Source organism: Fictibacillus fluitans (genome assembly GCF_030418125.1).
GTDB classification, from domain to species: Bacteria; Bacillota; Bacilli; order Bacillales; family Fictibacillaceae; genus Fictibacillus_C; species Fictibacillus_C fluitans.
This window is the reverse complement of the sequence record NZ_JAUHTR010000001.1, coordinates 643,705-665,022: the sequence shown is the minus strand read 5'-3', so window position 1 is coordinate 665,022 and position 21,318 is coordinate 643,705. Positions and strand designations below refer to the sequence as shown.

23 protein-coding genes are annotated in these 21,318 nt (G+C 46.1%); 22 read left to right on the top strand and 1 reads right to left on the bottom strand.

Annotated features, from left to right (window positions below; translation table 11 throughout):
• Positions 1–152: 152 nt before the first annotated feature.
• The 11 genes from QYB97_RS03210 to rnc all read left to right on the top strand — a co-directional run bounded on the left by QYB97_RS03210 (position 153) and on the right by rnc (position 10,531).
• Positions 153–515 carry an Asp23/Gls24 family envelope stress response protein gene (locus tag QYB97_RS03210; protein WP_301164496.1) on the top strand — a complete coding sequence of 121 codons (363 nt, stop codon included), beginning with the start codon at positions 153–155 and terminating at the stop codon, positions 513–515.
• A 15-nt stretch (positions 516–530) separates the two neighbouring features.
• On the top strand, positions 531–2,213 hold the full coding sequence (locus tag QYB97_RS03205; protein ID WP_301164495.1) for a DAK2 domain-containing protein: 1,683 nt from the start codon (positions 531–533) through the stop codon (positions 2,211–2,213).
• An 88-nt stretch (positions 2,214–2,301) separates the two neighbouring features.
• Positions 2,302–2,964, top strand: a complete 663-nt coding sequence (gene sdaAB / locus QYB97_RS03200; RefSeq protein WP_301164494.1) for an L-serine ammonia-lyase, iron-sulfur-dependent subunit beta — start codon at positions 2,302–2,304, stop codon at positions 2,962–2,964.
• Between the two features lie 21 nt (positions 2,965–2,985).
• A complete protein-coding gene (sdaAA, locus tag QYB97_RS03195) occupies positions 2,986–3,873 on the top strand; it encodes an L-serine ammonia-lyase, iron-sulfur-dependent, subunit alpha (protein WP_301164493.1) in 888 nt (295 codons plus the stop codon).
• Positions 3,870–5,912 (top strand): ATP-dependent DNA helicase RecG, encoded by a 2,043-nt coding sequence (gene recG / locus QYB97_RS03190; RefSeq protein ID WP_301164492.1) that lies wholly within the window; start codon positions 3,870–3,872, stop codon positions 5,910–5,912. Before sdaAA ends, recG begins: the two co-directional genes overlap by 4 nt.
• A gap of 162 nt (positions 5,913–6,074) precedes the next feature.
• The gene (gene fapR / locus QYB97_RS03185) at positions 6,075–6,653 is read left to right on the top strand and encodes a transcription factor FapR (protein WP_301164491.1); all 579 of its coding nucleotides are present in this window, start codon (positions 6,075–6,077) and stop codon (positions 6,651–6,653) included.
• Positions 6,650–7,657 (top strand): phosphate acyltransferase PlsX, encoded by a 1,008-nt coding sequence (gene plsX, locus QYB97_RS03180; protein ID WP_301164490.1) that lies wholly within the window; start codon positions 6,650–6,652, stop codon positions 7,655–7,657. Before fapR ends, plsX begins: the two co-directional genes overlap by 4 nt.
• Positions 7,657–8,595: an ACP S-malonyltransferase gene (gene fabD / locus QYB97_RS03175; RefSeq protein ID WP_301164489.1), complete on the top strand. Its 939-nt coding sequence runs from the start codon at positions 7,657–7,659 to the stop codon at positions 8,593–8,595. The genes plsX and fabD overlap by 1 nt, the downstream gene beginning before the upstream one ends.
• A 4-nt stretch (positions 8,596–8,599) precedes the next feature.
• Positions 8,600–9,340: a 3-oxoacyl-[acyl-carrier-protein] reductase gene (gene fabG / locus QYB97_RS03170; protein WP_301164488.1), complete on the top strand. Its 741-nt coding sequence runs from the start codon at positions 8,600–8,602 to the stop codon at positions 9,338–9,340.
• Positions 9,341–9,409: 69 nt separating this feature from the next.
• Complete coding sequence (gene acpP, locus QYB97_RS03165) at positions 9,410–9,646, top strand: acyl carrier protein (RefSeq protein ID WP_301164487.1); 237 nt, start codon at positions 9,410–9,412, stop codon at positions 9,644–9,646.
• A 177-nt stretch (positions 9,647–9,823) separates the two neighbouring features.
• The gene (gene rnc, locus QYB97_RS03160; RefSeq protein ID WP_301164911.1) at positions 9,824–10,531 is read left to right on the top strand and encodes a ribonuclease III; all 708 of its coding nucleotides are present in this window, start codon (positions 9,824–9,826) and stop codon (positions 10,529–10,531) included.
• Positions 10,532–10,570: 39 nt separating this feature from the next.
• On the opposite strand, the gene QYB97_RS03155 is transcribed toward rnc, so the two are convergent.
• Positions 10,571–10,795, bottom strand: a complete 225-nt coding sequence (locus QYB97_RS03155) for a DUF1128 domain-containing protein (RefSeq protein ID WP_301164486.1) — start codon at positions 10,793–10,795, stop codon at positions 10,571–10,573.
• A 109-nt stretch (positions 10,796–10,904) separates the two neighbouring features.
• On the opposite strand from QYB97_RS03155, the gene smc reads away from it, so the two are divergent.
• The 11 genes from smc (at position 10,905) to ylqF (ending at position 21,255) form a co-directional block, all read left to right on the top strand.
• Positions 10,905–14,471, top strand: a complete 3,567-nt coding sequence (gene smc, locus QYB97_RS03150) for a chromosome segregation protein SMC (RefSeq protein ID WP_301164485.1) — start codon at positions 10,905–10,907, stop codon at positions 14,469–14,471.
• A gap of 30 nt (positions 14,472–14,501) precedes the next feature.
• Positions 14,502–15,491 carry a signal recognition particle-docking protein FtsY gene (gene ftsY, locus QYB97_RS03145; protein WP_301164484.1) on the top strand — a complete coding sequence of 330 codons (990 nt, stop codon included), beginning with the start codon at positions 14,502–14,504 and terminating at the stop codon, positions 15,489–15,491.
• A 111-nt stretch (positions 15,492–15,602) separates the two neighbouring features.
• The gene (locus QYB97_RS03140; protein WP_061969381.1) at positions 15,603–15,926 is read left to right on the top strand and encodes a putative DNA-binding protein; all 324 of its coding nucleotides are present in this window, start codon (positions 15,603–15,605) and stop codon (positions 15,924–15,926) included.
• Positions 15,927–15,940: 14 nt separating this feature from the next.
• Entirely contained in the window at positions 15,941–17,284 is a 1,344-nt protein-coding gene (ffh, locus tag QYB97_RS03135) for a signal recognition particle protein (RefSeq protein ID WP_301164483.1), read from the top strand.
• 88 nt (positions 17,285–17,372) lie between these two features.
• Positions 17,373–17,645: a 30S ribosomal protein S16 gene (gene rpsP / locus QYB97_RS03130; RefSeq protein WP_301164482.1), complete on the top strand. Its 273-nt coding sequence runs from the start codon at positions 17,373–17,375 to the stop codon at positions 17,643–17,645.
• A 14-nt stretch (positions 17,646–17,659) separates the two neighbouring features.
• The gene (locus tag QYB97_RS03125; protein ID WP_301164910.1) at positions 17,660–17,887 is read left to right on the top strand and encodes a KH domain-containing protein; all 228 of its coding nucleotides are present in this window, start codon (positions 17,660–17,662) and stop codon (positions 17,885–17,887) included.
• A gap of 148 nt (positions 17,888–18,035) precedes the next feature.
• Complete coding sequence (rimM, locus tag QYB97_RS03120) at positions 18,036–18,551, top strand: ribosome maturation factor RimM (protein WP_301164481.1); 516 nt, start codon at positions 18,036–18,038, stop codon at positions 18,549–18,551.
• A gap of 1 nt (position 18,552) precedes the next feature.
• Complete coding sequence (trmD, locus tag QYB97_RS03115; protein ID WP_301164480.1) at positions 18,553–19,287, top strand: tRNA (guanosine(37)-N1)-methyltransferase TrmD; 735 nt, start codon at positions 18,553–18,555, stop codon at positions 19,285–19,287.
• 130 nt (positions 19,288–19,417) lie between these two features.
• Positions 19,418–19,762 (top strand): 50S ribosomal protein L19, encoded by a 345-nt coding sequence (gene rplS / locus QYB97_RS03110; protein WP_061969393.1) that lies wholly within the window; start codon positions 19,418–19,420, stop codon positions 19,760–19,762.
• A 78-nt stretch (positions 19,763–19,840) separates the two neighbouring features.
• Entirely contained in the window at positions 19,841–20,380 is a 540-nt protein-coding gene (gene lepB, locus QYB97_RS03105; protein WP_301164479.1) for a signal peptidase I, read from the top strand.
• Between the two features lie 20 nt (positions 20,381–20,400).
• Positions 20,401–21,255, top strand: a complete 855-nt coding sequence (ylqF, locus tag QYB97_RS03100) for a ribosome biogenesis GTPase YlqF (RefSeq protein WP_301164478.1) — start codon at positions 20,401–20,403, stop codon at positions 21,253–21,255.
• Positions 21,256–21,318 lie beyond the last annotated feature (63 nt).

The window sequence follows — 21,318 nt, the reverse complement described above, 5'->3', positions numbered from 1 at the left end:
AGAAAAGCAACAAATGAATTTGTGTATTTCAAGTAAAAAGGCTTGACATAACCTTTGGTCCTATTGTCAAATGGAGTTGTCCTTTTAAAAAATTTAGTTATATAGTAAAATGAGGGTTAGCCATAATTGATTGATAAAAAGGGGGATTCATCATGTCCATTGAAATGAAGAACAAATACGGCCAGATTGACATTTCTACGGAAGTGATCGCAACCATTGCCGGTGGAGCCGCTATTGATTGTTACGGAATTATTGGCATGGCGTCAAGAAAGCAGCTGAAGGATGGAATTACCGAGCTTTTGGGGCGTGACAACTTCTCCCGTGGTATTGTGGTTCGGCAGGCAGAAGAAGAAGTACATATTGATATGTACATTATTGTAAGCTACGGAACGAAGATTTCAGAAGTAGCCCATAATGTTCAGACCAAAGTGAAATATACACTTGATCAGATGCTGGGTCTGTCCGTGGATTCCGTTAATATCTTTGTTCAGGGTGTCAGGGTTACAACCCCTTAGTTAGGAGGAAAGTTTGTGTCTTTAACAGTTTTAGACGGTAAAAAGTTTGCGGCAATGGTTGCACTCGGTGCCGCAAACTTAACAAAAAATGCAGCAATGATTGATGCACTCAATGTCTTTCCCGTTCCGGATGGAGATACAGGAACGAATATGAATCTTACCATCACTTCCGGGGCAAAAGAAGTTCAGCAAAATACCAGCGCCGATATCAGCAAGGTTGCTCAATTTTTTTCGCGCGGCCTGCTTATGGGAGCCAGAGGCAACTCTGGGGTAATTTTATCCCAGCTTTTCCGTGGTTTTTCAAAATCAATCGAAGGAAAGGCATCGATTACTTCGGTTGACTTTGCAAAAGCATTTGAGAACGGAGTGGAAACAGCATACAAAGCTGTAATGAAGCCGATCGAAGGAACCATACTGACTGTGGCGAAAGATGCGGCAAAACGGGCCGTAAAGTCGGCAAAGAAAAATGATGATCTTCTTCTCGTCATGTATGAGATTGTCGAAGAAGCCAAAGTTTCTCTTGATCGCACACCTGATTTGCTTCCTGTGTTAAAGGAAGTGGGTGTGGTGGACTCCGGCGGACAAGGGCTTCTGACCGTGTATGAAGGATTTCTTGCTGCCCTCGAAGGAAAGGAACTCCCTGACATTTCACCTCAGGCCCCTTCCATGAAAGATATGGTCAATGCGGAGCACCATAAAGCACAGCTGCATTTGAAAACCGAGGACATCCATTACGGATACTGTACCGAATTCATGGTGAAATTTGATGATGACAAATTAAAAAAAGCATCTTTCAGTGAAGATCAATTCCGAAATGAGCTGAATCAGCACGGTGACTCCTTGCTTGTCGTTGCGGATGAAGAGCTGGTGAAGGTTCATATTCATACTGAACAGCCTGGTGACATGCTGTCATTGGCCCAGCGCTTTGGAAGCCTGATCAACATTAAAATTGAAAACATGAGAGAACAGCATTCAGCTATATTGGAATCGGACCGTGCGATTCATGAACCGGCTGCCCATCCGGCGGCGAAGAATGAGAAAAAGGAATATGGAATCGTAACGGTTGCCATGGGAAGCGGAATTAAGGAGCTCTTTACTTCGCTTGGAGCGGGCTTTGTCATTGAAGGCGGACAAACTATGAACCCCAGTACCGAAGACATTGTCAAGGCCATTGGGGAAGTGAACGCAGAAAAGGTTATTGTTCTCCCTAATAACGGCAATATTGTAATGGCAGCTGAACAGGCAGCCACGGTTGCCGAACAGGAAGTAGTGATCGTCCGCTCGAAAAACGTTCCCCAGGGAATGGCTGCCTTGCTTGCTTTCAATCCGGCAGCGAACCTGGAAGAAAACCAGAGCAGAATGACCGAGGCACTGAACCATGTGACATCCGGCCAATTGACTCATGCTGTCAGAGACACAACCATTGATGGAATTGAAATCACAGAAGGCGATTTTATGGGGATCATGAACGGAAAGATTGTAGCTTCAATGCCTGAAAAAACAGAAGCTCTTCATGAACTTGTAAAAGAAATGATCAATGATGATTCAGAGATACTCACGTTGATCACCGGAGAAGATGCAGGTGAGGAAGAAACAGAATCACTGGTACAATATATTGAAGAAACGTACCCCTCTGTTGAAGTTGAAGTGCATCTAGGAAATCAGCCTATTTATCCATATATCATCTCGGTTGAGTAAGTAAGATGTTCTCTTCATTATTGTTCAGATATGATACAGTAATGAAGGGAATATTTTTATGTGTAATATTTTTTTCGGAGGGACAAAGATGAAGTACAAAAGCGTTTTTGATATTATTGGTCCGGTAATGATTGGGCCGTCTAGCTCTCATACAGCCGGTGCCGCACGAATCGGAAGAGTTGCACGCGATTTGTTCGGACGGAAGCCATCGTATGCTCATATATCGTTTTATGGCTCATTTGCCAAAACATACCGCGGTCATGGAACGGATGTTGCGATTGTGGGAGGCATTCTGGATTTTGATACTTTTGACACTCGGATTGTGGATGCGCTTTCATTGGCGAAAGAGCAGAATATTGAGATAAAAATGACAGAAGAAGATGCGGTTACCGATCACCCGAATACCGCCAGGATTGTTCTTGGGGATGAAAATGGTAAAATTGAGCTGGTTGGAATTTCAATCGGCGGTGGAAAAATAGAAATTACAGAACTGAATGGATTCGATCTGCAGCTGAGCGGCGAACACCCTGCCCTTCTTATTGTTCATAATGACCGTTACGGAGCTATTGCCGGTGTGGCGAATGTTCTCGCGAAGCATCAGATCAATATTGGACATATGCGTGTATCGCGAAAGGAAAAGGGGCAGGAAGCGCTGATGATTATAGAAGTGGACCAGAATGTGGACCCTGTACTTGTTGAAGAAATCGAAGCCCTTCCCATTGTTCAGCAAGTAGTAAAAATAAACGAGTAATCCTGAAAGGAAGAACAACGTATGTTTCGAAATGTAGCCGAGCTAGTGGAACTTGCCGAAGCGAAAAACTGCAAAATCTCGGATATTATGATAGAACAGGAAATGGAGATTACAGGCCGGACCAGAGATGAAATCGTCAGTCAGATGGACCGGAACCTTAAAGTTATGGAGGAAGCGGTAGAGCGCGGGATCACGCAGGATGTTAAATCACATTCCGGTCTGACAGGCGGAGATGCCATTCTCCTTCAAAACTATATGAAAAGCGGCAAAAGCCTTTCGGGTGAATTTATGATGGATGCCGTAAGTAAAGCCATTGCCACCAATGAAGTGAATGCGGCGATGGGAACCATTTGCGCCACTCCGACCGCGGGCTCTGCGGGTGTCGTGCCAGGAGTGCTATTTGCCTTAAGGGAAAAATTAAATCCTTCTAGAGAACAGATGATTGCCTTTTTGTTTGCATCAGGCGCCTTTGGGTTTGTTGTTGCAAATAATGCATCCATTTCAGGCGCAGCCGGGGGATGCCAGGCGGAGGTTGGTTCTGCCACAGGCATGGCGGCTGCCGCTGTGGTTGAGCTGGCAGGAGGCACGCCATCCCAATCGGCTGAAGCCATGGCCATTGCGTTAAAGAACATGCTCGGGCTTGTTTGCGATCCGGTGGCCGGACTTGTGGAAGTTCCTTGTGTGAAGCGAAATGCGATGGGTGCAAGCAATGCGATTGTTGCAGCAGATATGGCACTCGCCGGAATAAAAAGCAAAATTCCCTGCGATGAAGTAATTGATGCCATGTATAAAATCGGACAAACCATGCCTACGGCCTTAAAAGAAACGGCACAAGGAGGACTGGCGGCTACACCAACAGGCCGGGAGCTTGAAGCAAAGATTTTTGGTATAGCCCTTAATAAAAAATGAATCTGAATCAGCTGAATGTAACAGAAATCAGCGGAATCGGGGAGAGCAAGCGTGAAGTCTTGCAGGAGCTCGGCATCGTCTCCGTTATGGACCTGCTTGAGTACTTGCCGTTCCGTTATGATAATCACCAGCTTAAAGATCTTGCGGACGTCAAACATGATGAAAGAGCAACCATTGAAGGGAAGGTTCACAGCGAACCTTCTCTCCGTTATTTTCCACGGAAAAAATCAAAACTGAGCATCCGGGTGCTGATTGGCCGTTATCTGATCACGGCGGTCTTCTTTAATCAGCCATATTTAAAAAAGCAGCTGACACCTGGCCAGACAGTGACACTAACGGGGAAATGGGATGCTCATAAAATGACGATGACGGTGAATGATATCAAGTTTGGCATACAGCCTCAGGACGAAAGCATTGATCCAGTGTATCCGGTAAAAGGAGAAATGAGTGTCAAACAGGTTAGAAGGCTTATTAAAATGGGTTTCAGCCAATATGGTGATCAGGTGGAGGAAGTGCTGCCGGCATCCACGAGGGATACATACAAATTGTGGCCGCGGAACAAGGCGCTTTACAGTCTTCATTTTCCGCAAAGCTTTGAACATTTAAAGCAGGCAAGAAGACGGATGGTGTATGAGGAATTTTTGCTTTTTCAGCTGAAGATGCAAATGTTCCGAAAAATCAACCGGGAACAATCGGCGGGAGAGACTCTGCACTTCAAGGAGGAGGATGTACAGAGGTTCATCTCCTCTCTGCCCTTTCCGCTGACAGGAGCTCAAGACAGGGTAACCCGGGAAATACTGAAGGACATGTCCTCTCCCCACAGAATGAACCGGCTGCTGCAAGGAGATGTAGGCTCGGGGAAAACGGTTGTAGCAGCGATCGCCCTTTATGCTGCTATAGCTTCTGGGACCCAGGGGGCACTTATGGTGCCAACCGAAATATTGGCAGAGCAGCATTTTCAATCTCTAAGTGAACTGCTGGGTCTCCATGGCCTGACTGTTGAATTGCTGACCAGCTCGGTAAAAGGCAAAAGAAGAGCGGATATCCTCGCGAGACTTGCGGCCGGAGAGGTTGATGTTTTAATCGGCACCCATGCCCTGATTCAGGATGAAGTGGAATTTTCCAGGCTGGGTTTGGTCATTACCGATGAACAGCACCGGTTTGGGGTCAAACAGCGCCGGGTTCTGAGGGAAAAGGGTCAAAGTCCTGATGTTTTGTTCATGACAGCTACCCCGATTCCCCGGACATTGGCCATTTCTGTGTTTGGGGATATGGATGTATCGGTCATTGATGAAATGCCGGCGGGCAGAAAAGCCATTGAAACATATTGGGCAAAGCACAACATGCTTGACCGTGTACTTGGATTTGTCCAAAAAGAGCTTGATCAGGGAAGACAGGCCTATGTTATCTGTCCATTAATCGAGGAATCGGATAAACTGGATGTTCAAAATGCCATTGATGTACATGCCCAGATGCAGCAGTATTTTCAGCAATATAGCGTAGGCTTGATGCACGGAAGGCTTCACTCTTCAGAAAAAGAAGAAGTGATGAGGGAGTTTGCGGAAAATCGCTGCCATGTGCTTGTATCCACCACCGTGGTAGAGGTAGGGGTAAATGTGCCCAATGCGACCATGATGGTGATCTATGATGCGGAGCGTTTTGGCCTCTCGCAGCTTCACCAGCTCAGGGGCAGGGTTGGGCGCGGGAGCGATCAATCCTACTGCATATTGATTGCTGACCCGAAGTCCGAAGAAGGAAAAGAAAGAATGAAAATCATGACGGAAACATCCGACGGGTTTGTTTTATCGGAAAAGGACCTCGAACTTCGCGGGCCGGGCGATTTTTTTGGAAACAAACAAAGCGGACTTCCCGATTTTAAGATTGCGGATATCGTTCATGATTACCGTGTCCTCGAAGTGGCGAGAAACGATGCGTCCAGGCTCGTAAACTCCAATGCTTTTTATTCAGAGGACACCTATGCGCCGCTGAGGGATTATTTGAAACAGACCGGTGCCTTTTCATCCGAACGTCTGGACTGATGGATACAGGCATGCAGCTTCCTGGACGTTTCGCCTTTAAAGCCTGCAACGTCCTCCTTCTTGAAAAGGTATAGCTGCTATTATATACTACTATTAGTACCAGCTCTTAAAAATGGATAGCCGTGCTGATGCTTAACTGGCATATCTGGATGGTGTGTATATATGAAGAGGACAAAAAAGGAAAGACAGGCAATGCTGAAAAGTACAATTGAGGCTACTCCTTTTATAACGGATGAAGAACTGGCCGAAAGGTTCGGGGTCAGTGTGCAGACGATCCGGCTGGACCGGCTCGAACTCTCCATTCCTGAACTCAGGGAACGAATTAAAAATGTAGCTCAGCAGCAGCTTGATACGGTCAAGGCGCTTCCGCTGGAAGAAGTGATTGGTGAAATTATTGATCTTCAGCTGGATGAAGCGGCCATATCCATATTGGATATTAGAAGTGAACATGTGTTTTCCCGGACAAAAATAGCGAGGGGGCACCATCTTTTTGCGCAGGCGAATTCACTCGCGGTAGCGATCATCAATGATGAACTGGCGCTCACCTCAAAGGCCAATATCCGTTTCACCCGGCAGGTAAAAGAAGGGGAACGGGTTGTGGCAAAAGCAAGAGTAACGAGAATAGAAGGCTACCGCACTACCGTTGAGGTTACGAGCTACGTAGAAAAGGAAGCGGTCTTTTCCGGTCAGTTCATTATGTTCCGTTCGACCGGAGAAGGAAGGGAAGGAAGTGCAACATGAGAATTGCGATCGATGCAATGGGCGGAGACAATGCTCCTGAAGCTCAAGTGAAGGGTGCATTAAAGGCTCTATCTGCCTTTGAGGATCTCACCATTGTTTTAATCGGAGATGAAAATAAAATCACTCCCTATCTGACATCTTCTGAAAAAGTAGAGGTTATGCATACCGACGAGAAAATAGGGAGCGATGAAGAGCCGGTTCGTGCCGTGCGGAAGAAAAAGAATGCGTCCATGGTTCTCGCTGCGAAAGAAGTAAAGGAGGGCCGTGCAGACGCCTGCATTTCAGCAGGAAATACCGGGGCGCTTATGGCCTCGGGGCTTTTCAACGTCGGCCGTATTGATGGAATTGACCGGCCGGCACTGTCACCGACTTTACCCACAATGGACGGCAAAGGGTTTTTGCTCCTGGATGTTGGCGCCAATATGGACGCAAAGCCTGAGCATCTGCTTCAATACGCCATTATGGGCAGCACCTATGCCGAGCAGGTCCGCGGAATCAGCCAGCCAAGAATTGGATTGTTGAACGTGGGTACAGAAGATGAAAAAGGCAATGCGTTAAGCAAGGCCGCTTTTTCACTCTTGAAGGATGCACCTATTCATTTTATTGGAAACGTGGAGGCGCGAGACCTGCTGAATGGAGCAGCAGATGTGGTGGTGTGCGATGGTTTTTCAGGTAATGTCGTACTCAAAACGATCGAAGGCACTGCCTTGATGATGTTCACCATGCTCAAACAGGAACTGACTGCAACAGCGGTCAGCAAACTTGCAGCGGGTCTCTTGAAGCCGAGACTTAAAGGTCTGAAAAGCAAACTTGATTATTCAGAGTATGGCGGTGCGGGGTTGTTTGGACTGGCCGCTCCTGTGGTGAAGGCACATGGATCATCTGATGAGAACGCGATTTTTAATGCGGTTCGGCAAACCAGAACCATGGTGGAGAAGAACGTTGTTTCTATAATCGCCGAAAAAATGAAGGAAGTAGAAAACGAGAAAAAGGGGGAAGAATAATGGGGAAAATTGCTTTTTTATTCCCTGGCCAGGGATCCCAAAGCGTTGGAATGGCGCAAGAATTGGCACAAACTAACGAGGAAGCACGGACCATTTTTGAATCAGCGGACAAAAGGCTTGGCTATTCGCTCTCTTCTGTAATCTTTGAAGGGCCGGAAGAGGATCTGAAACGAACAGAAAACACACAGCCTGCCTTGCTGACCGCAAGTACAGCTGTACTTGAAGTGTTTAAAAAGCACGGGATCAAGGCTGACTATACAGCCGGGCACAGTCTGGGTGAATACTCCGCGCTGGTAGCAGCGGGAAGCCTGAGTTTCGAGGATGCGGTATATGCAGTCAGACAGCGGGGGCTGTTCATGGAAGAAGCCGTCCCGGCCGGTGTTGGCGCCATGTCTGCGATTTTGGGAATGAAACAGGCTGATTTGGAGGATATTACGCAAAAAGTATTTGATAATGGACATGCTGTACAAGTTGCGAATTTGAACTGTCCTGGCCAGATTGTGATTTCGGGAACGGCACAGGGTGTGGCGGATGCTGCAAGTTTAGCCAAGGAAAATGGAGCCAAGGCTATTCCGCTGCAGGTGAGCGGACCCTTTCACTCATCGCTGATGGAACCCGCCGCTCAAAAAATGAAGGAAGTGCTTGATACGATCGAAATCCGCAATGCTGATATTCCAGTCATTGCCAACGTATCTGCAAAGCCTGTAGACGAGGCACAGGTCATTAAAGAGAACCTGGTTAAACAAATTTACTCTCCTGTCCGCTGGGAAGAAACGGTGAATGAATTGATGTCACTTGGTGTGGATACATTCATCGAAATCGGGCCGGGAAAAGTTCTTTCAGGGCTTGTTAAAAAGGTCAACCGCAAGGCAGCAACCCTTGCCATCAGTGATGAAGCAAGCATGAATGCCGCAATTGAAAAGCTAAAGGGGGAGTAACTCTATGCTAAACGGAAAAACAGCTCTGGTTACCGGAGCATCAAGAGGGATCGGAAGGGCCATCGCGCTTGAACTGGCAAAAAACGGAGCAAAAGTCGCTGTTAACTATGCGGGCAGTGAAGCGAAGGCAAAAGAAGTCGTAGAAGAAATTATTGCTATGGGGCAGGAAGCCATCGCTGTTCAGGCGAATGTTGCTGACAGTGAATCTGTAACCGGTATGGTCAAACGGGTAATCGAAGAGTTCGGTTCACTCGATATCCTTGTTAATAATGCAGGGATTACAAAGGATAATCTGCTCATTCGCATGAAGGAAGACGAATGGGATGCAGTACTTGATACGAACTTAAAAGGAGTATTTTTGTGCACAAAAGCGGTCAGCCGCCAGATGATGAAGCAGAGAAAAGGAAGAATCATTAACATTTCATCCATTGTTGGTGTTTCCGGTAATCCGGGACAGGCTAACTATGTGGCAGCCAAAGCAGGCGTCATCGGTTTGACAAAAACAACAGCAAAGGAACTTGCAAGCCGCAACATAACTGTCAATGCGGTTGCTCCTGGTTTTATTGATACGGAAATGACAGAAGTGCTTGATGAAAATGTAAAAGGTGAAATGCTTAAAGCCATTCCGCTTGCACGTTTGGGCAGCACGGAGGACATTGCATCACTTGTGACGTTTTTAGCAGGTGACAGCAGTTCTTATATTACCGGACAGACGATCAACGTGGACGGCGGAATGGTAATGTAAGCGAACCGCTCATTCTATCTAGTTTTTTTCTTTCAAATGGTATATAGTATTGAAAGGAGGTGAATACACATGGCAGACGTAATTGAAAGAGTTTCGAAGATTGTAGTAGATCGTCTTGGTGTAGACGCTGCAGAGGTTAAGCCTGAGGCTTCTTTTAAAGAAGATCTTGGTGCAGATTCCTTGGATGTTGTTGAACTAGTAATGGAACTAGAGGACGAATTTGATTTGGAAATTTCTGACGAAGATGCTGAAAAAATTACAACGGTTGGTGACGTTGTTAATTACATAAACAGCAACAACAACTAATCATGTTTTTAAAAGTCCCGTAACGACTCGTGCGGGACTTTAACCTATTCGCAGAAGAATAAAAGCAGGTACCCTCTAAGTGTTATGCAGGAGGCTATAATGAAAGGTTCAAAGAAACAAACGCCAAACAGTAAAAAAGGTTCCCGGCAGCGGTTTAAACACCCGTCGAGAAAATTAATGGATGAAAAAGTAAGAAAACAGAAGGTAGCTCCTTTGCAGGAACGAATTAGCCTTTTTTTTGACAATGAAAAACTGCTGGTACAGGCATTTACACATTCATCATATGTGAATGAGCATCGGGGACGTCCGTATGAAGACAATGAGCGGCTTGAATTTCTGGGGGATGCCGTGCTGGAATTAACCATTTCTCAGTTTCTTTACTCTAAATTTTCCACCATGAGTGAAGGAGAACTGACAAAATTAAGAGCAGCGATTGTATGCGAGCCTTCTCTTGTAATTTTGGCAAACGAGCTTCATTTTGGAGACTATGTGCTGCTCGGCAAGGGTGAGGAAAACACTGGCGGGCGTACACGGCCTGCATTGCTCGCAGATGTCTTTGAAGCCTTTATCGGTGCACTTTATCTGGATAAAGGGCTTGAAGCCGTCAAAGGATTTTTGGAAATTCATGTATTTCCCCGAATCAATGAAGGTGCTTTTTCTCATGTGATGGATTTTAAGAGCCAGCTTCAGGAGTATGTACAACGGGAAGGCCTTGGCACGATTGATTATAAGATCATCCAGGAGAAAGGGCCTGCGCACAACCGTGAATTTGTTTCAGAAGTCAAACTGAATGAAGACCCTTTTGGCGTGGGCTACGGCCGCTCAAAAAAGGAAGCGGAGCAGCATGCGGCACAGGAAGCGCTGGAGAAAATTATGAAGCATTAAAAAACACCCTGTACAGGGTGTTTTTTAATTATGTAGAGATTATTTCTTTTTCAGGGAACCAAGCTCAGTCACGATGCCTTCCATATCTCGCACACTGAAACCGGGCATTTTCATGACCATTTCGTATAGATCTTTAATGTCTTCATATTGGTCAACGGTGTAATCGTCACCCTGAATCAAGCCCGAATTAACAAGCTGCAGCTTCTTTTTTACGGCTTCAATCATGAATTCTATGTTTTCCTGGCTGGGAGTGGTTAAATTCATTTTAGCACCCTTTCTGTCCTCTTTCTTTGTAATTGTAGCATAAAAGAATCTATTTGTATGTTGATCTATGTTAAAATAAATTAGTTAAGAATACATAAGGGGGATTAAGATGTTCCTCAAACGATTAGATGTTGTAGGTTTTAAGTCTTTTGCGGATCGAATCAATATTGAATTTGTGCCGGGAGTGACGGCGGTCGTAGGTCCGAATGGCAGCGGGAAAAGCAATATTTCGGATGCCGTGCGCTGGGTGCTGGGAGAGCAGTCGGCCAAATCGCTCCGCGGATCGAAAATGGAAGATATCATCTTTGCGGGAAGTGACAACCGGAAGCCGCTGAATGTGGCTGAAGTGACCCTGACGCTCGACAACGAGGATCAGCACCTCCCGCTTGAATATAATGAAATCAGCGTAACCCGGAGAGTGTACCGGTCCGGTGACAGCGAATACCTGCTGAATAAACAGCAATGCCGCCTGAAGGACATTGTGGATTTGTTTATGGATTCCGGACTTGGCCGTGAAGCGTATTCGATTATCGGTCAGGGGAAAATTGAAGAAATTTTAAGCAGCAAAGCCGAGGACCGGCGGAGAATTTTTGAAGAAGCAGCCGGTGTGTTGAAATATAAGACGCGAAAACAAAAAGCAGAAGCCAAACTTCATGAAACACAAGAGAACCTGAATCGCGTTGAAGACATTCTTTACGAATTAGAAGGACAAGTTGAGCCGCTCAAAATTCAGGCATCCATCGCCAGGGATTTTCTGGAGAAAAAAGAGGAACTGGAGCAAATTGAGGTTGCTTTGACGGTGTATGAGATTGAAGAACTTCACGAAAAATGGGAGAAGCAGTCAAAGCTCGTTGATGAATTGAAGACAAAAGATTCATCACTTGCCGCCAAGGTTAAAAATGAAGAGGCAGCGCTTGAACGCATGCGTTCTGACACCCAGGCACTGGACGAATCGATTGACGAACTCCAGCAGTCTTTGCTGGTCGCGAGTGAGGAACTGGAAAAGCTTGAGGGAAAACGGGAAGTATTAAAGGAAAGAAAGAAGAACTATCATCAGAACAAAGAATCCCTGAAACAGCAGATTCAGAACCTCAAGAAGAAAAAGGAGGAACTCGAACAGGCTTCAGCGGAAGGAGAACGATTATACGGGGAGCAAAAGAAAGAGCTGCGTACCCTCAGGAATCAGCTGAAAGAGGAAGAGAGCCGGCTGTCTGTGATGGAACTTGATCTTGAAGCTGAGATCGAACGGCTGAAAAGTGAATATTTTGAAGCCCTGAACAGTGCGGCATCAATCAAAAATGAGATGCGGTATTTAACAGATCAGAAGAATCAGCAGCAGTTTAAATCCACCCGTCTGGACAAGGAGCATGAAGGCTATATTGAACAGCGGGAAAAAGTCCATGTGGACAAGCTTGCGCTTCTTGATCAGGTCAAAGCGGCCGAGTCCAATTTATCAGGCCACCTCGAACGCTATACCAACCTGAAAAAGCAGCTCGAACAAAAAGAAAAAGAAAATGAGGAAAAGCAAAATAAACTGTATCAGGCTTATCAGTTTATTCAGCAGTTCAAATCAAAAAAAGAATGGCTCGAATCCATGCAGGACGAATACCAGGGCTTCATGCAGGGGGTTAAAGAGGTGTTAAAGGCTAAAAGCACCCTTACCGGCATCGAAGGAGCGGTAGCTGAATTGATCAGCGTTCCGGCCGAAGTGGAAACCGCCATTGAAACGGCGCTTGGAGGCTCCATGCAGCATGTCGTCACACAGAGTGAAAAGGATGCTGTCGCGGCCATTTCTTTCCTGAAAAGGAAACGGTACGGACGCGCAACCTTCCTGCCCATGTCTGTTATTAAAGGACGGTATATACAGCCGGCTGATCTAAGTCTTGCAGGTTCCCATCCGGCTTTTGTTGGAGTGGCAAGCCAATTAGTGACTGCAGATTCCAACTATGAAAAGATAATCGCCAACCTCTTGGGTAACATTGTGATCGCCAAAACCATTGAAGGCGCCAATGAAATCGCAAAAATTTTAAGATACAAATACCGGATTGTCACGCTCGAGGGAGATATCGTAAGTGCCGGCGGCTCAATGACAGGCGGAAGTGTCAAACAAAAGAATTCCTCTCTTCTCGGGCGGCAGCGTGAACTCGACCAGGTGACTGAAAAGCTGGAGAAGATGGAAAGCCAGACAGTTTTTGCAGAGGACCAGGTGAAAGAATCAAAAGCGGCGACCCTTCAATTGCGTGAACAACTGGACGCATTCAGGCAGGAGGGTGAAAACAGCCGTTTGGAAGAACAATCGCTTAAAAGCAAACTGCGTGAAATCGAGATAGAAGAAAAGAATCTGAATGACAGACTCTCTCTTTATGACCGGGAAAAAAAGAGCTATCATAGTGAGCAGAATACCATTGATGACCGAATTGCAGAGCTTGAAGGTTCTCTCGAAGACAACAAGAAAGAGGCTCAAAGGTTCGAGCAGAAAATTGAGGAGCTTACAACGCGCAAAAAAGACCAGCAGACGTCCAAGGAAGAAATCCAGCAGTCTGCTACTGCATTAAAAATCAAAATTGCAGAGAAGGACCAGCAGACTGCCAATCAGCAGGAAAAGCTGGACAGGCTGCAGTCGGAATTAAAAGATATTTCGGCCCAGCTGACTGAAACAGAGCAGGATTATTGGATGCTTGAGGAAGAAATGAACAGCAATTCGTCCGGTGAAGAAGTACTGGACGGACATATCTCGTCCAAGCGGCAGGATAAAAATTCGGTGCTGCACTTAATTACACAGCGCAGGCAGGCGAGACTTGAACTTTATCAAAAGTCGGAGGACCGCGACAGGGAGCTTAAAGAATCGAAACGCATCCTGAAGCAGCTGAATGACGCACTTCGCATCGAAGAAGTGAGCATCAACCGGCTGGATGTTGAACTCGATAACCGGCTCACCCATCTGCGCGAAGAGTATGAGCTGTCATTTGAAGGCGCCAAGGAAAAATTCACGCTTTCCATGGAGGCTGGCGAAGCAAGGAAAAAAGTGAAGCTGATCAAAATGGCCATTGATGAACTTGGCCTGGTCAACCTGGGGGCTATCGAAGAATATGAACGTGTGTCCCAGCGGTTCAATTTCCTTACCGAACAAAAACAGGACCTCGTTGAAGCCAAGAATACCCTTCACGGGGTCATTGATGAAATGGACATCGAAATGAAGAGGAAGTTTGAAGAAACATTTAGCGGCATACGTTCCCATTTCGGTCATATTTTCAAAGAATTGTTCGGTGGCGGCCGGGCCGATCTCTCTCTTACCAATCCTGAAAACCTGCTCACAACGGGAGTCGATATATTAGCACAGCCTCCTGGAAAGAAATTACAGCATCTGGCATTGTTGTCAGGTGGAGAACGGGCGCTTACAGCGATTGCCCTGCTTTTTGCCATTCTGAAAGTGCGTCCGGTTCCTTTTTGTATTCTTGATGAGGTGGAGGCTGCACTTGACGATGCCAATGTTGGCAGGTATGCCAGTTATTTAAGAACCTTCAGCAAAGAAACCCAGTTTATTGTGGTAACCCACAGAAAAGGTACGATGGAAGAAGCCGACGTTCTGTACGGTGTAACCATGCAGGAGTCAGGTGTATCCAAGATGGTTTCTGTGAAGCTTGAGGAATCAAAGGAACTTGTCGGCGCAAAATGAAAGAACAATAGTGACCTATAGGAGGAAAGCATGAGCTTCTTAAAACGATTAAAGGATAAATTCACCACGCAATCGAATTCGGCATCCGAAAAATTCAAAACCGGACTGGAGAAAACCAGAACTTCATTTTCAACAAGGGTCAATGACCTTGTAAAACGCTACAGAAAAGTTGATGAGGAATTTTTTGAAGAGCTGGAGGAAATTTTGATTTCTGCCGATGTGGGTGTCCACACCGTCATGGAACTCATTGATAAGCTGAAAGATGTTGCCAGGACAAGAAACATTCAGAATACCGAGGATTTAAAATCGGCGATTTCCGAGACGCTTGCCGGGATGCTTCATAAGGGTGAACAGGATGGAAGATTGAACCTGCAAACAGAAGGAATGTCCGTTATCCTGTTTGTTGGTGTTAATGGTGTAGGGAAAACGACTACCATCGGAAAGCTCGCCCATCAGCTTAAGCAAGAAGGGAAATCAGTCCTGCTTGCAGCGGGAGATACGTTCAGGGCAGGGGCCATCGAGCAGTTGGAAGTCTGGGGACAGCGTGCAGGCGTCGATGTAATAAAGCATCAGGAAGGCTCTGATCCCGCAGCAGTAATTTATGACAGTCTAAAAGCGGCAAAATCAAGAAATGCCGATGTTCTTCTTTGTGATACGGCAGGCAGGCTGCAAAACAAAGTAAACCTGATGAACGAACTTGAAAAAGTTAAACGGGTCATCGAGCGAGAGGTGCCTGGAGCGCCTCATGAAGTCTTGCTTGTTGTGGATGCGACCACCGGCCAAAATGCCATGAACCAGGCAAAAACATTCAGCCAGTCGACCAATGTGACAGGGCTGGTGCTCACCAAGCTGGACGGAACAGCGAAGGGGGGAATTGTTCTCGGCATCCGGAATGAGCTGGATATCCCTGTGAAATTTGTTGGGTTGGGAGAAAAAATTGATGATTTACAGCCATTTGATGCCGACCAATTTGTTTACGGATTGTTTTCCGGCCTCGAGGATGAAGAAAAGGCGGAGTAGATTCCGCTTTTTTCTTTTGTTAGCTGAGTCAAGAAAAAAACTTGACATAGCTCTCCGAACATTGTACTATAATTTAACGTAAAGGCTTTTCACTTAACAAGGGGTGTTGAAATGCTGGATAAGACAACGAGGATTAATTATTTGTTTGATTTTTATCAGTCATTGCTGACCCCGAAGCAAAAGAATTACATGGCTCTTTATTATCTGGATGACTTTTCTCTTGGAGAAATCGCTGAACAATATAATGTAAGCCGCCAGGCCGTTTATGATAATATTAAACGGACAGAGGCGATGCTTGAAGAGTACGAGGAAAAGCTCGGTTTATTTGCGAAATTTCAGGAACGCGATCAGTTACTTTCCAGATTAAAAGAACTGCTCGGAAATTCGTCTGATAAAGTTCTTGAGATCATTGATCGCCTTGAAAACATGGAATAGGAGGCGACAATACTATGGCATTTGAAGGATTGGCCGACCGGCTTCAGAATACCCTGCAGAAAATCAGGGGCAAGGGCAAGGTGACGGAAGCAGATGTAAAGGAAATGATGCGTGAAGTCCGTCTTGCACTCCTTGAAGCCGATGTTAACTTCCGGGTTGTCAAAGATTTTATTAAACGGGTAACCGAACGCTCTGTGGGGCAGGAAGTACTGAAGAGCCTTACACCTGGACAGCAGGTAGTGAAAGTTGTGCATGATGAGCTTACCACCTTATTGGGCGGCGAGCAGAGTAAGATTGCAGTGAACAACCGGCCGCCAACCGTCATTATGATGGTAGGGCTGCAGGGTGCGGGTAAAACGACCACCACAGGAAAGCTTGCGAACCATCTTCGCAAGAAACATAACCGCAAGCCGCTTTTGGTCGCTGCCGATATTTATCGTCCGGCTGCGATTAAACAGCTGGAAACCGTGGGCGGTCAGCTGAGTCTTCCCGTTTTTTCACTGGGGGATCAGGTAAGCCCTGTGGAGATTGCCAAACAGGCTATCGCCAAGGCGAAGGAGGAACATCATGACTATGTAATCATTGATACGGCAGGACGCCTGCATATCGATGAAGAATTGATGGATGAGCTCCAAAAAGTCAAAGAAATCTCGAACCCAAGTGAGATTTTCCTGGTGGTGGATGCCATGACAGGACAGGATGCAGTGAACGTTGCCGAGAGCTTTAACGGGCAGCTTGGATTAACGGGCGTTGTGCTGACCAAACTCGATGGCGATACCCGGGGCGGTGCCGCACTTTCCATCAAAGCGGTTACTGACCTTCCGATTAAATTTGTCGGTATGGGAGAAAAAATGGACGCTCTCGAACCTTTCCATCCAGACAGAATGTCGTCGAGGATCCTCGGCATGGGTGATGTGCTGACACTGATTGAAAAGGCACAAACCAATGTGGATGAGGAAAAGGCTAAAGAACTGCAGAAAAAAATGCGGGACATGTCCTTTACCTTTGATGATTTTCTTGATCAGATGGGGCAGGTCAAAAACCTGGGTCCGCTTGACGAGCTGCTCAGCATGATGCCGGGCGCCAACAAGATGAAGGGTTTAAAGAATGTTTCGATCGATGATAAGCAAATCGGCCATGTCGAAGCGATTATCAAATCGATGACAAAGCTTGAAAGAGAGCAGCCGGAAATCATCAACGCTTCCAGAAGAAGAAGGATTGCCAAGGGCAGCGGGCGCACCGTACAGGAGGTCAACCGCCTGATCAAGCAGTTCGATGAAATGAAAAAGATGATGAAGCAGATGTCCGGCATGATGAAAGGCAAGAAGAAAGGCGGAATGAAATTTCCGTTTATGTAAGGTTGGATGAATTTTCTGGTTTACAAAGCTGGAAGTTTATTATATTATATTGATTTGTGTGAACAATTTTCGGAGGTGTATTTTTACAATGGCAGTAAAAATTCGTTTAAAACGCATGGGGCAAAAGAAAGCTCCATTTTATCGTGTAGTAGTAGCAGATTCCCGCGCACCGCGTGATGGCCGCTTTATTGAAGAGATTGGAACTTACAATCCGGTTGTAAACCCGGCAGAAGTTAAAATTAACGAAGAGCAGGCTCTTAAATGGATGCTTGATGGCGCGAAGCCTTCAGACACTGTACGCAACCTTTTCTCTAACGCTGGACTAATGGAAAAGTACCACAACGCTAAACTACAAAAATAATGGGTGATGATATGATGACAGAGTTAATCGAAACGATTGTTAAGGCTCTTGTTGATCATCCAGAAGAAGTCAGCGTAAAAGAAGTGGATGACGGGGAAAAGCTCGTTTACCAACTGACCGTTCACAGCTCAGACATGGGCAAGGTCATCGGTAAACAAGGCAGGGTGGCCAAAGCCATCCGCACGGTCGTCAACGCTGCAGGAACGAGTCAGAACAAGCGCATTTCACTCGAAATTGTATAGATTTGGGAATGCAGTATAAACTTCTTAAGCTAAAAAGGGATGGGGCCAGCCTCACCCCTTTTTTTCGCTTTTATAATAAATTTAATTATAGATTGTGATGATTCAGCCCACACTGTTAATAAAAGAAGGGCGGCAAGGGTGGATAGAGATGACAAAATGGTTAAATGTCGGAAAGATCGTCAATACGCATGGAATCCGCGGTGAAGTTCGTGTTATTTCCAGAACAGATTTTCCGGAAGAGCGGTATAAAATAGGCAATACATTATTTGTGGAGAAAGGGGACGGCGACTTGGTGCCCGTGACCATTTCAGCTCACCGGGTTCACAAACAGTTTGATCTCCTGCAATTTGAAGGTCATCCGAATATCAATGACGTGGAAAAGTATAAAGGACACCTTTTGAAAGTATCTGCTGAGGATGCCGTAGAAATGAAAGAAGGCGAGTTCTTCTATCGAGATATCATCGGATGCACGGTCATTACGGACGAAGGAAAAGAGTTGGGCAAGGTGAAGGAAATTCTTTCTCCGGGAGCCAATGACGTCTGGGTCGTTAAACAGAAGGATTTCGGTCCCGACCTCTTGATTCCATATATTCCCCCAGTGGTAAAATCGGTAGATATTGAAAACAAGCAGGTTATCATTCATCTGATGGAAGGCTTGATATAAGATGAGGATTGATGTGCTGTCGCTTTTTCCTGAGATGTTCAGCGGTGTGTTTGGCTCATCCATTTTAAAAAAAACACAGGAAAAAGGGCTTGTGGAATACCATGTTGCCGATTTCAGAGAGTACGCTGAAAATAAGCACCGCCGGGTGGATGATTATCCGTATGGCGGCGGAGCAGGCATGGTACTGACTCCTCAGCCGCTCTTTGATGCGGTGGAAGATCTGACCCTCAAGAGTGACGCTAAGCCCAGGGTGGTACTGCTCTGTCCACAGGGAGAACGCTTCACGCAAAAAAAGGCCGAAGAGCTTTCCCGGGAACAGCACTTGATTTTCGTTTGCGGCCATTATGAAGGCTACGATGAGCGCATCCGTGAAAACCTGGCTACCGATGAAATCTCCATCGGGGATTTTGTGCTGACCGGCGGTGAACTCGGAGCCATGGTGATCATTGACAGCGTAACCCGCCTTTTGCCGGGTGCGCTCGGTAATGAAGAGTCATCGGTACGGGATTCATACAGCTCGGGAATGCTTGAACATCCTCATTATACGCGGCCTGCCGACTTCAGGGGCATGAAAGTGCCGGATGTGCTTCTCTCAGGGAATCACAAGCATATCGAAGAATGGCGGACAAAAGAATCTCTGCGCCGCACATGGAAAAGAAGGCCCGATCTTCTGGAGTCCCGGGACTTAACGAAGCAGGAAAAGAAGTGGCTGGAAGAGGTTAAAAAAGAGAAGTGATTTTAGCAGAACTACTTGCTTTTCATTTCTTTTATGTGATAAGATATATTTCGTGGCTTAGGCCAGTATTAAGGTGTTCCGCTGCTGATGAAAGCACGGCAAGAACGTCTGTCGGAAGGAGGCAATAACTATGCAACAGATTATTGCAGATCTAGCTAAAGAACAACTAAAATCGGATCTTCCTAAGTTCCGTTCTGGTGATACTGTTCGTGTACACGTAAAAGTTGTCGAGGGAACTCGTGAACGTATCCAGCTTTTTGAAGGTGTTGTAATCAAGAAGCGCGGAACTGGAATCAGCGAAACTTTCACTGTTCGTAAAATTTCTTACGGTGTGGGTGTAGAGCGTGTATTCCCTTTACATTCTCCTAAGATCGCGAACCTTGAAGTCGTTCGACGCGGTAAAGTTCGTCGTGCTAAGCTTTATTACTTGCGTGCACTTCGCGGTAAAGCAGCGCGTATCAAAGAGATTCGCTAATTGCATTAAAAAGGAGCTTGACTCATCTCAAGCTCCTTTTTATATATTTAAATTAAAACCTGAATGTGAGGATGAAGTATGGCAAGTCAGAAAAAAGAATCGTGGGAATGGGTAAAAGCGCTGGTTGTGGCTTTGCTTCTTGCTGGCGTCGTCCGTTATTTCCTGTTTGCTCCCATCGTTGTTGATGGTGAGTCGATGATGCCTACCCTACATAACCGGGACAGACTGGTAGTCAACAAGCTTGATAAACCAGAACGCTTTGACATTGTGGTGTTTAAGGCAACAGAAACGAAAGATTACATTAAACGTGTAATTGGATTGCCGGGAGATACGATTGAGTACAAGCATGACACGCTGTATGTCAACGGCAAGCCGATGAACGAAAAGTACCTCAAACCGTATAAAAAGCAAACAAAAGACGGAGACTTAACCTATGATTTCACCCTGTTTGAAGTAACAGGAAAGCAGACCGTTCCCAAAGGCCAGGTTTTCGTAATGGGAGACAATCGCCGGCACAGCAGTGACAGCCGGAACATCGGTACTGTGGACATGGATGAGATCATCGGAAAAGCCACTGTACGATTTTGGCCCCTCAACGATATCGGAGTTGTAAAGTAGTAAAGTAGGTGTAGCAAGCAATGACCATTCAATGGTTTCCGGGCCATATGGCAAAAGCCAGGCGCGAAATAACAGAAAAATTAAAACTGATTGACGTTGTATTTGAATTAGTGGATGCACGGGTGCCTCTTGCATCGCGGAATCCAATGATTGATGAAATTACGGCAGGGAAGCCCCGTCTTTTGCTGCTCAATAAAGCAGACATGGCGGATCCTGAGGTTACCAGGCTCTGGGTTGAATATTTTCAGGGGAAAAACCTTCCCGTCCTTGTACTCAACTCTAAAACCGGCCAGGGCATCAACAAAATTGAAGCCGCGGCAAAAGAACTGGTGAAAGAAAAGTTTGATAAAATGAAAGCAAAGGGCATTATTAAACCGAGAGCTGTGCGGGCATTAATATTGGGTATTCCTAATGTAGGGAAATCCACTCTGATCAACCGCATGGCAGGAAAGAATATTGCCGTAACGGGAGATAAACCCGGTGTGACCAAGAGGCAGCAGTGGATCAAGGTGGGTAGCTCCCTGGAGCTGCTGGATACACCCGGTATTCTTTGGCCGAAATTTGAAGATCAGTCGATTGGTTTAAAATTAGCGGTCACTGGTGCAATAAAAGAAACGCTGCTCGACTTTTCAGAGATTGTCTTATACGCCTTGAATTACTATAAGGACCACTATCCGCAAAGGCTTCAGGAACGATACAGCCTCGAGGATATTCCGCAAGAAGGCATCCAGCTTTTTGATGAAATCGGCAAGAAGCGAGGATGTTTAATGAGCGGCGGATATATTGACTATGAAAAAACGGCGGAAATCGTCCTGCGCGATATTCGTGCCGAAAAATTGGGAAGGCTCTCCTACGAGCGGCCTGACCAGGTTTAAAGGTAAAGGTGCGCATTCGCGTGCCTTTTTTTGTAATTCAGACCCGCAGGAAGTCAACTACAT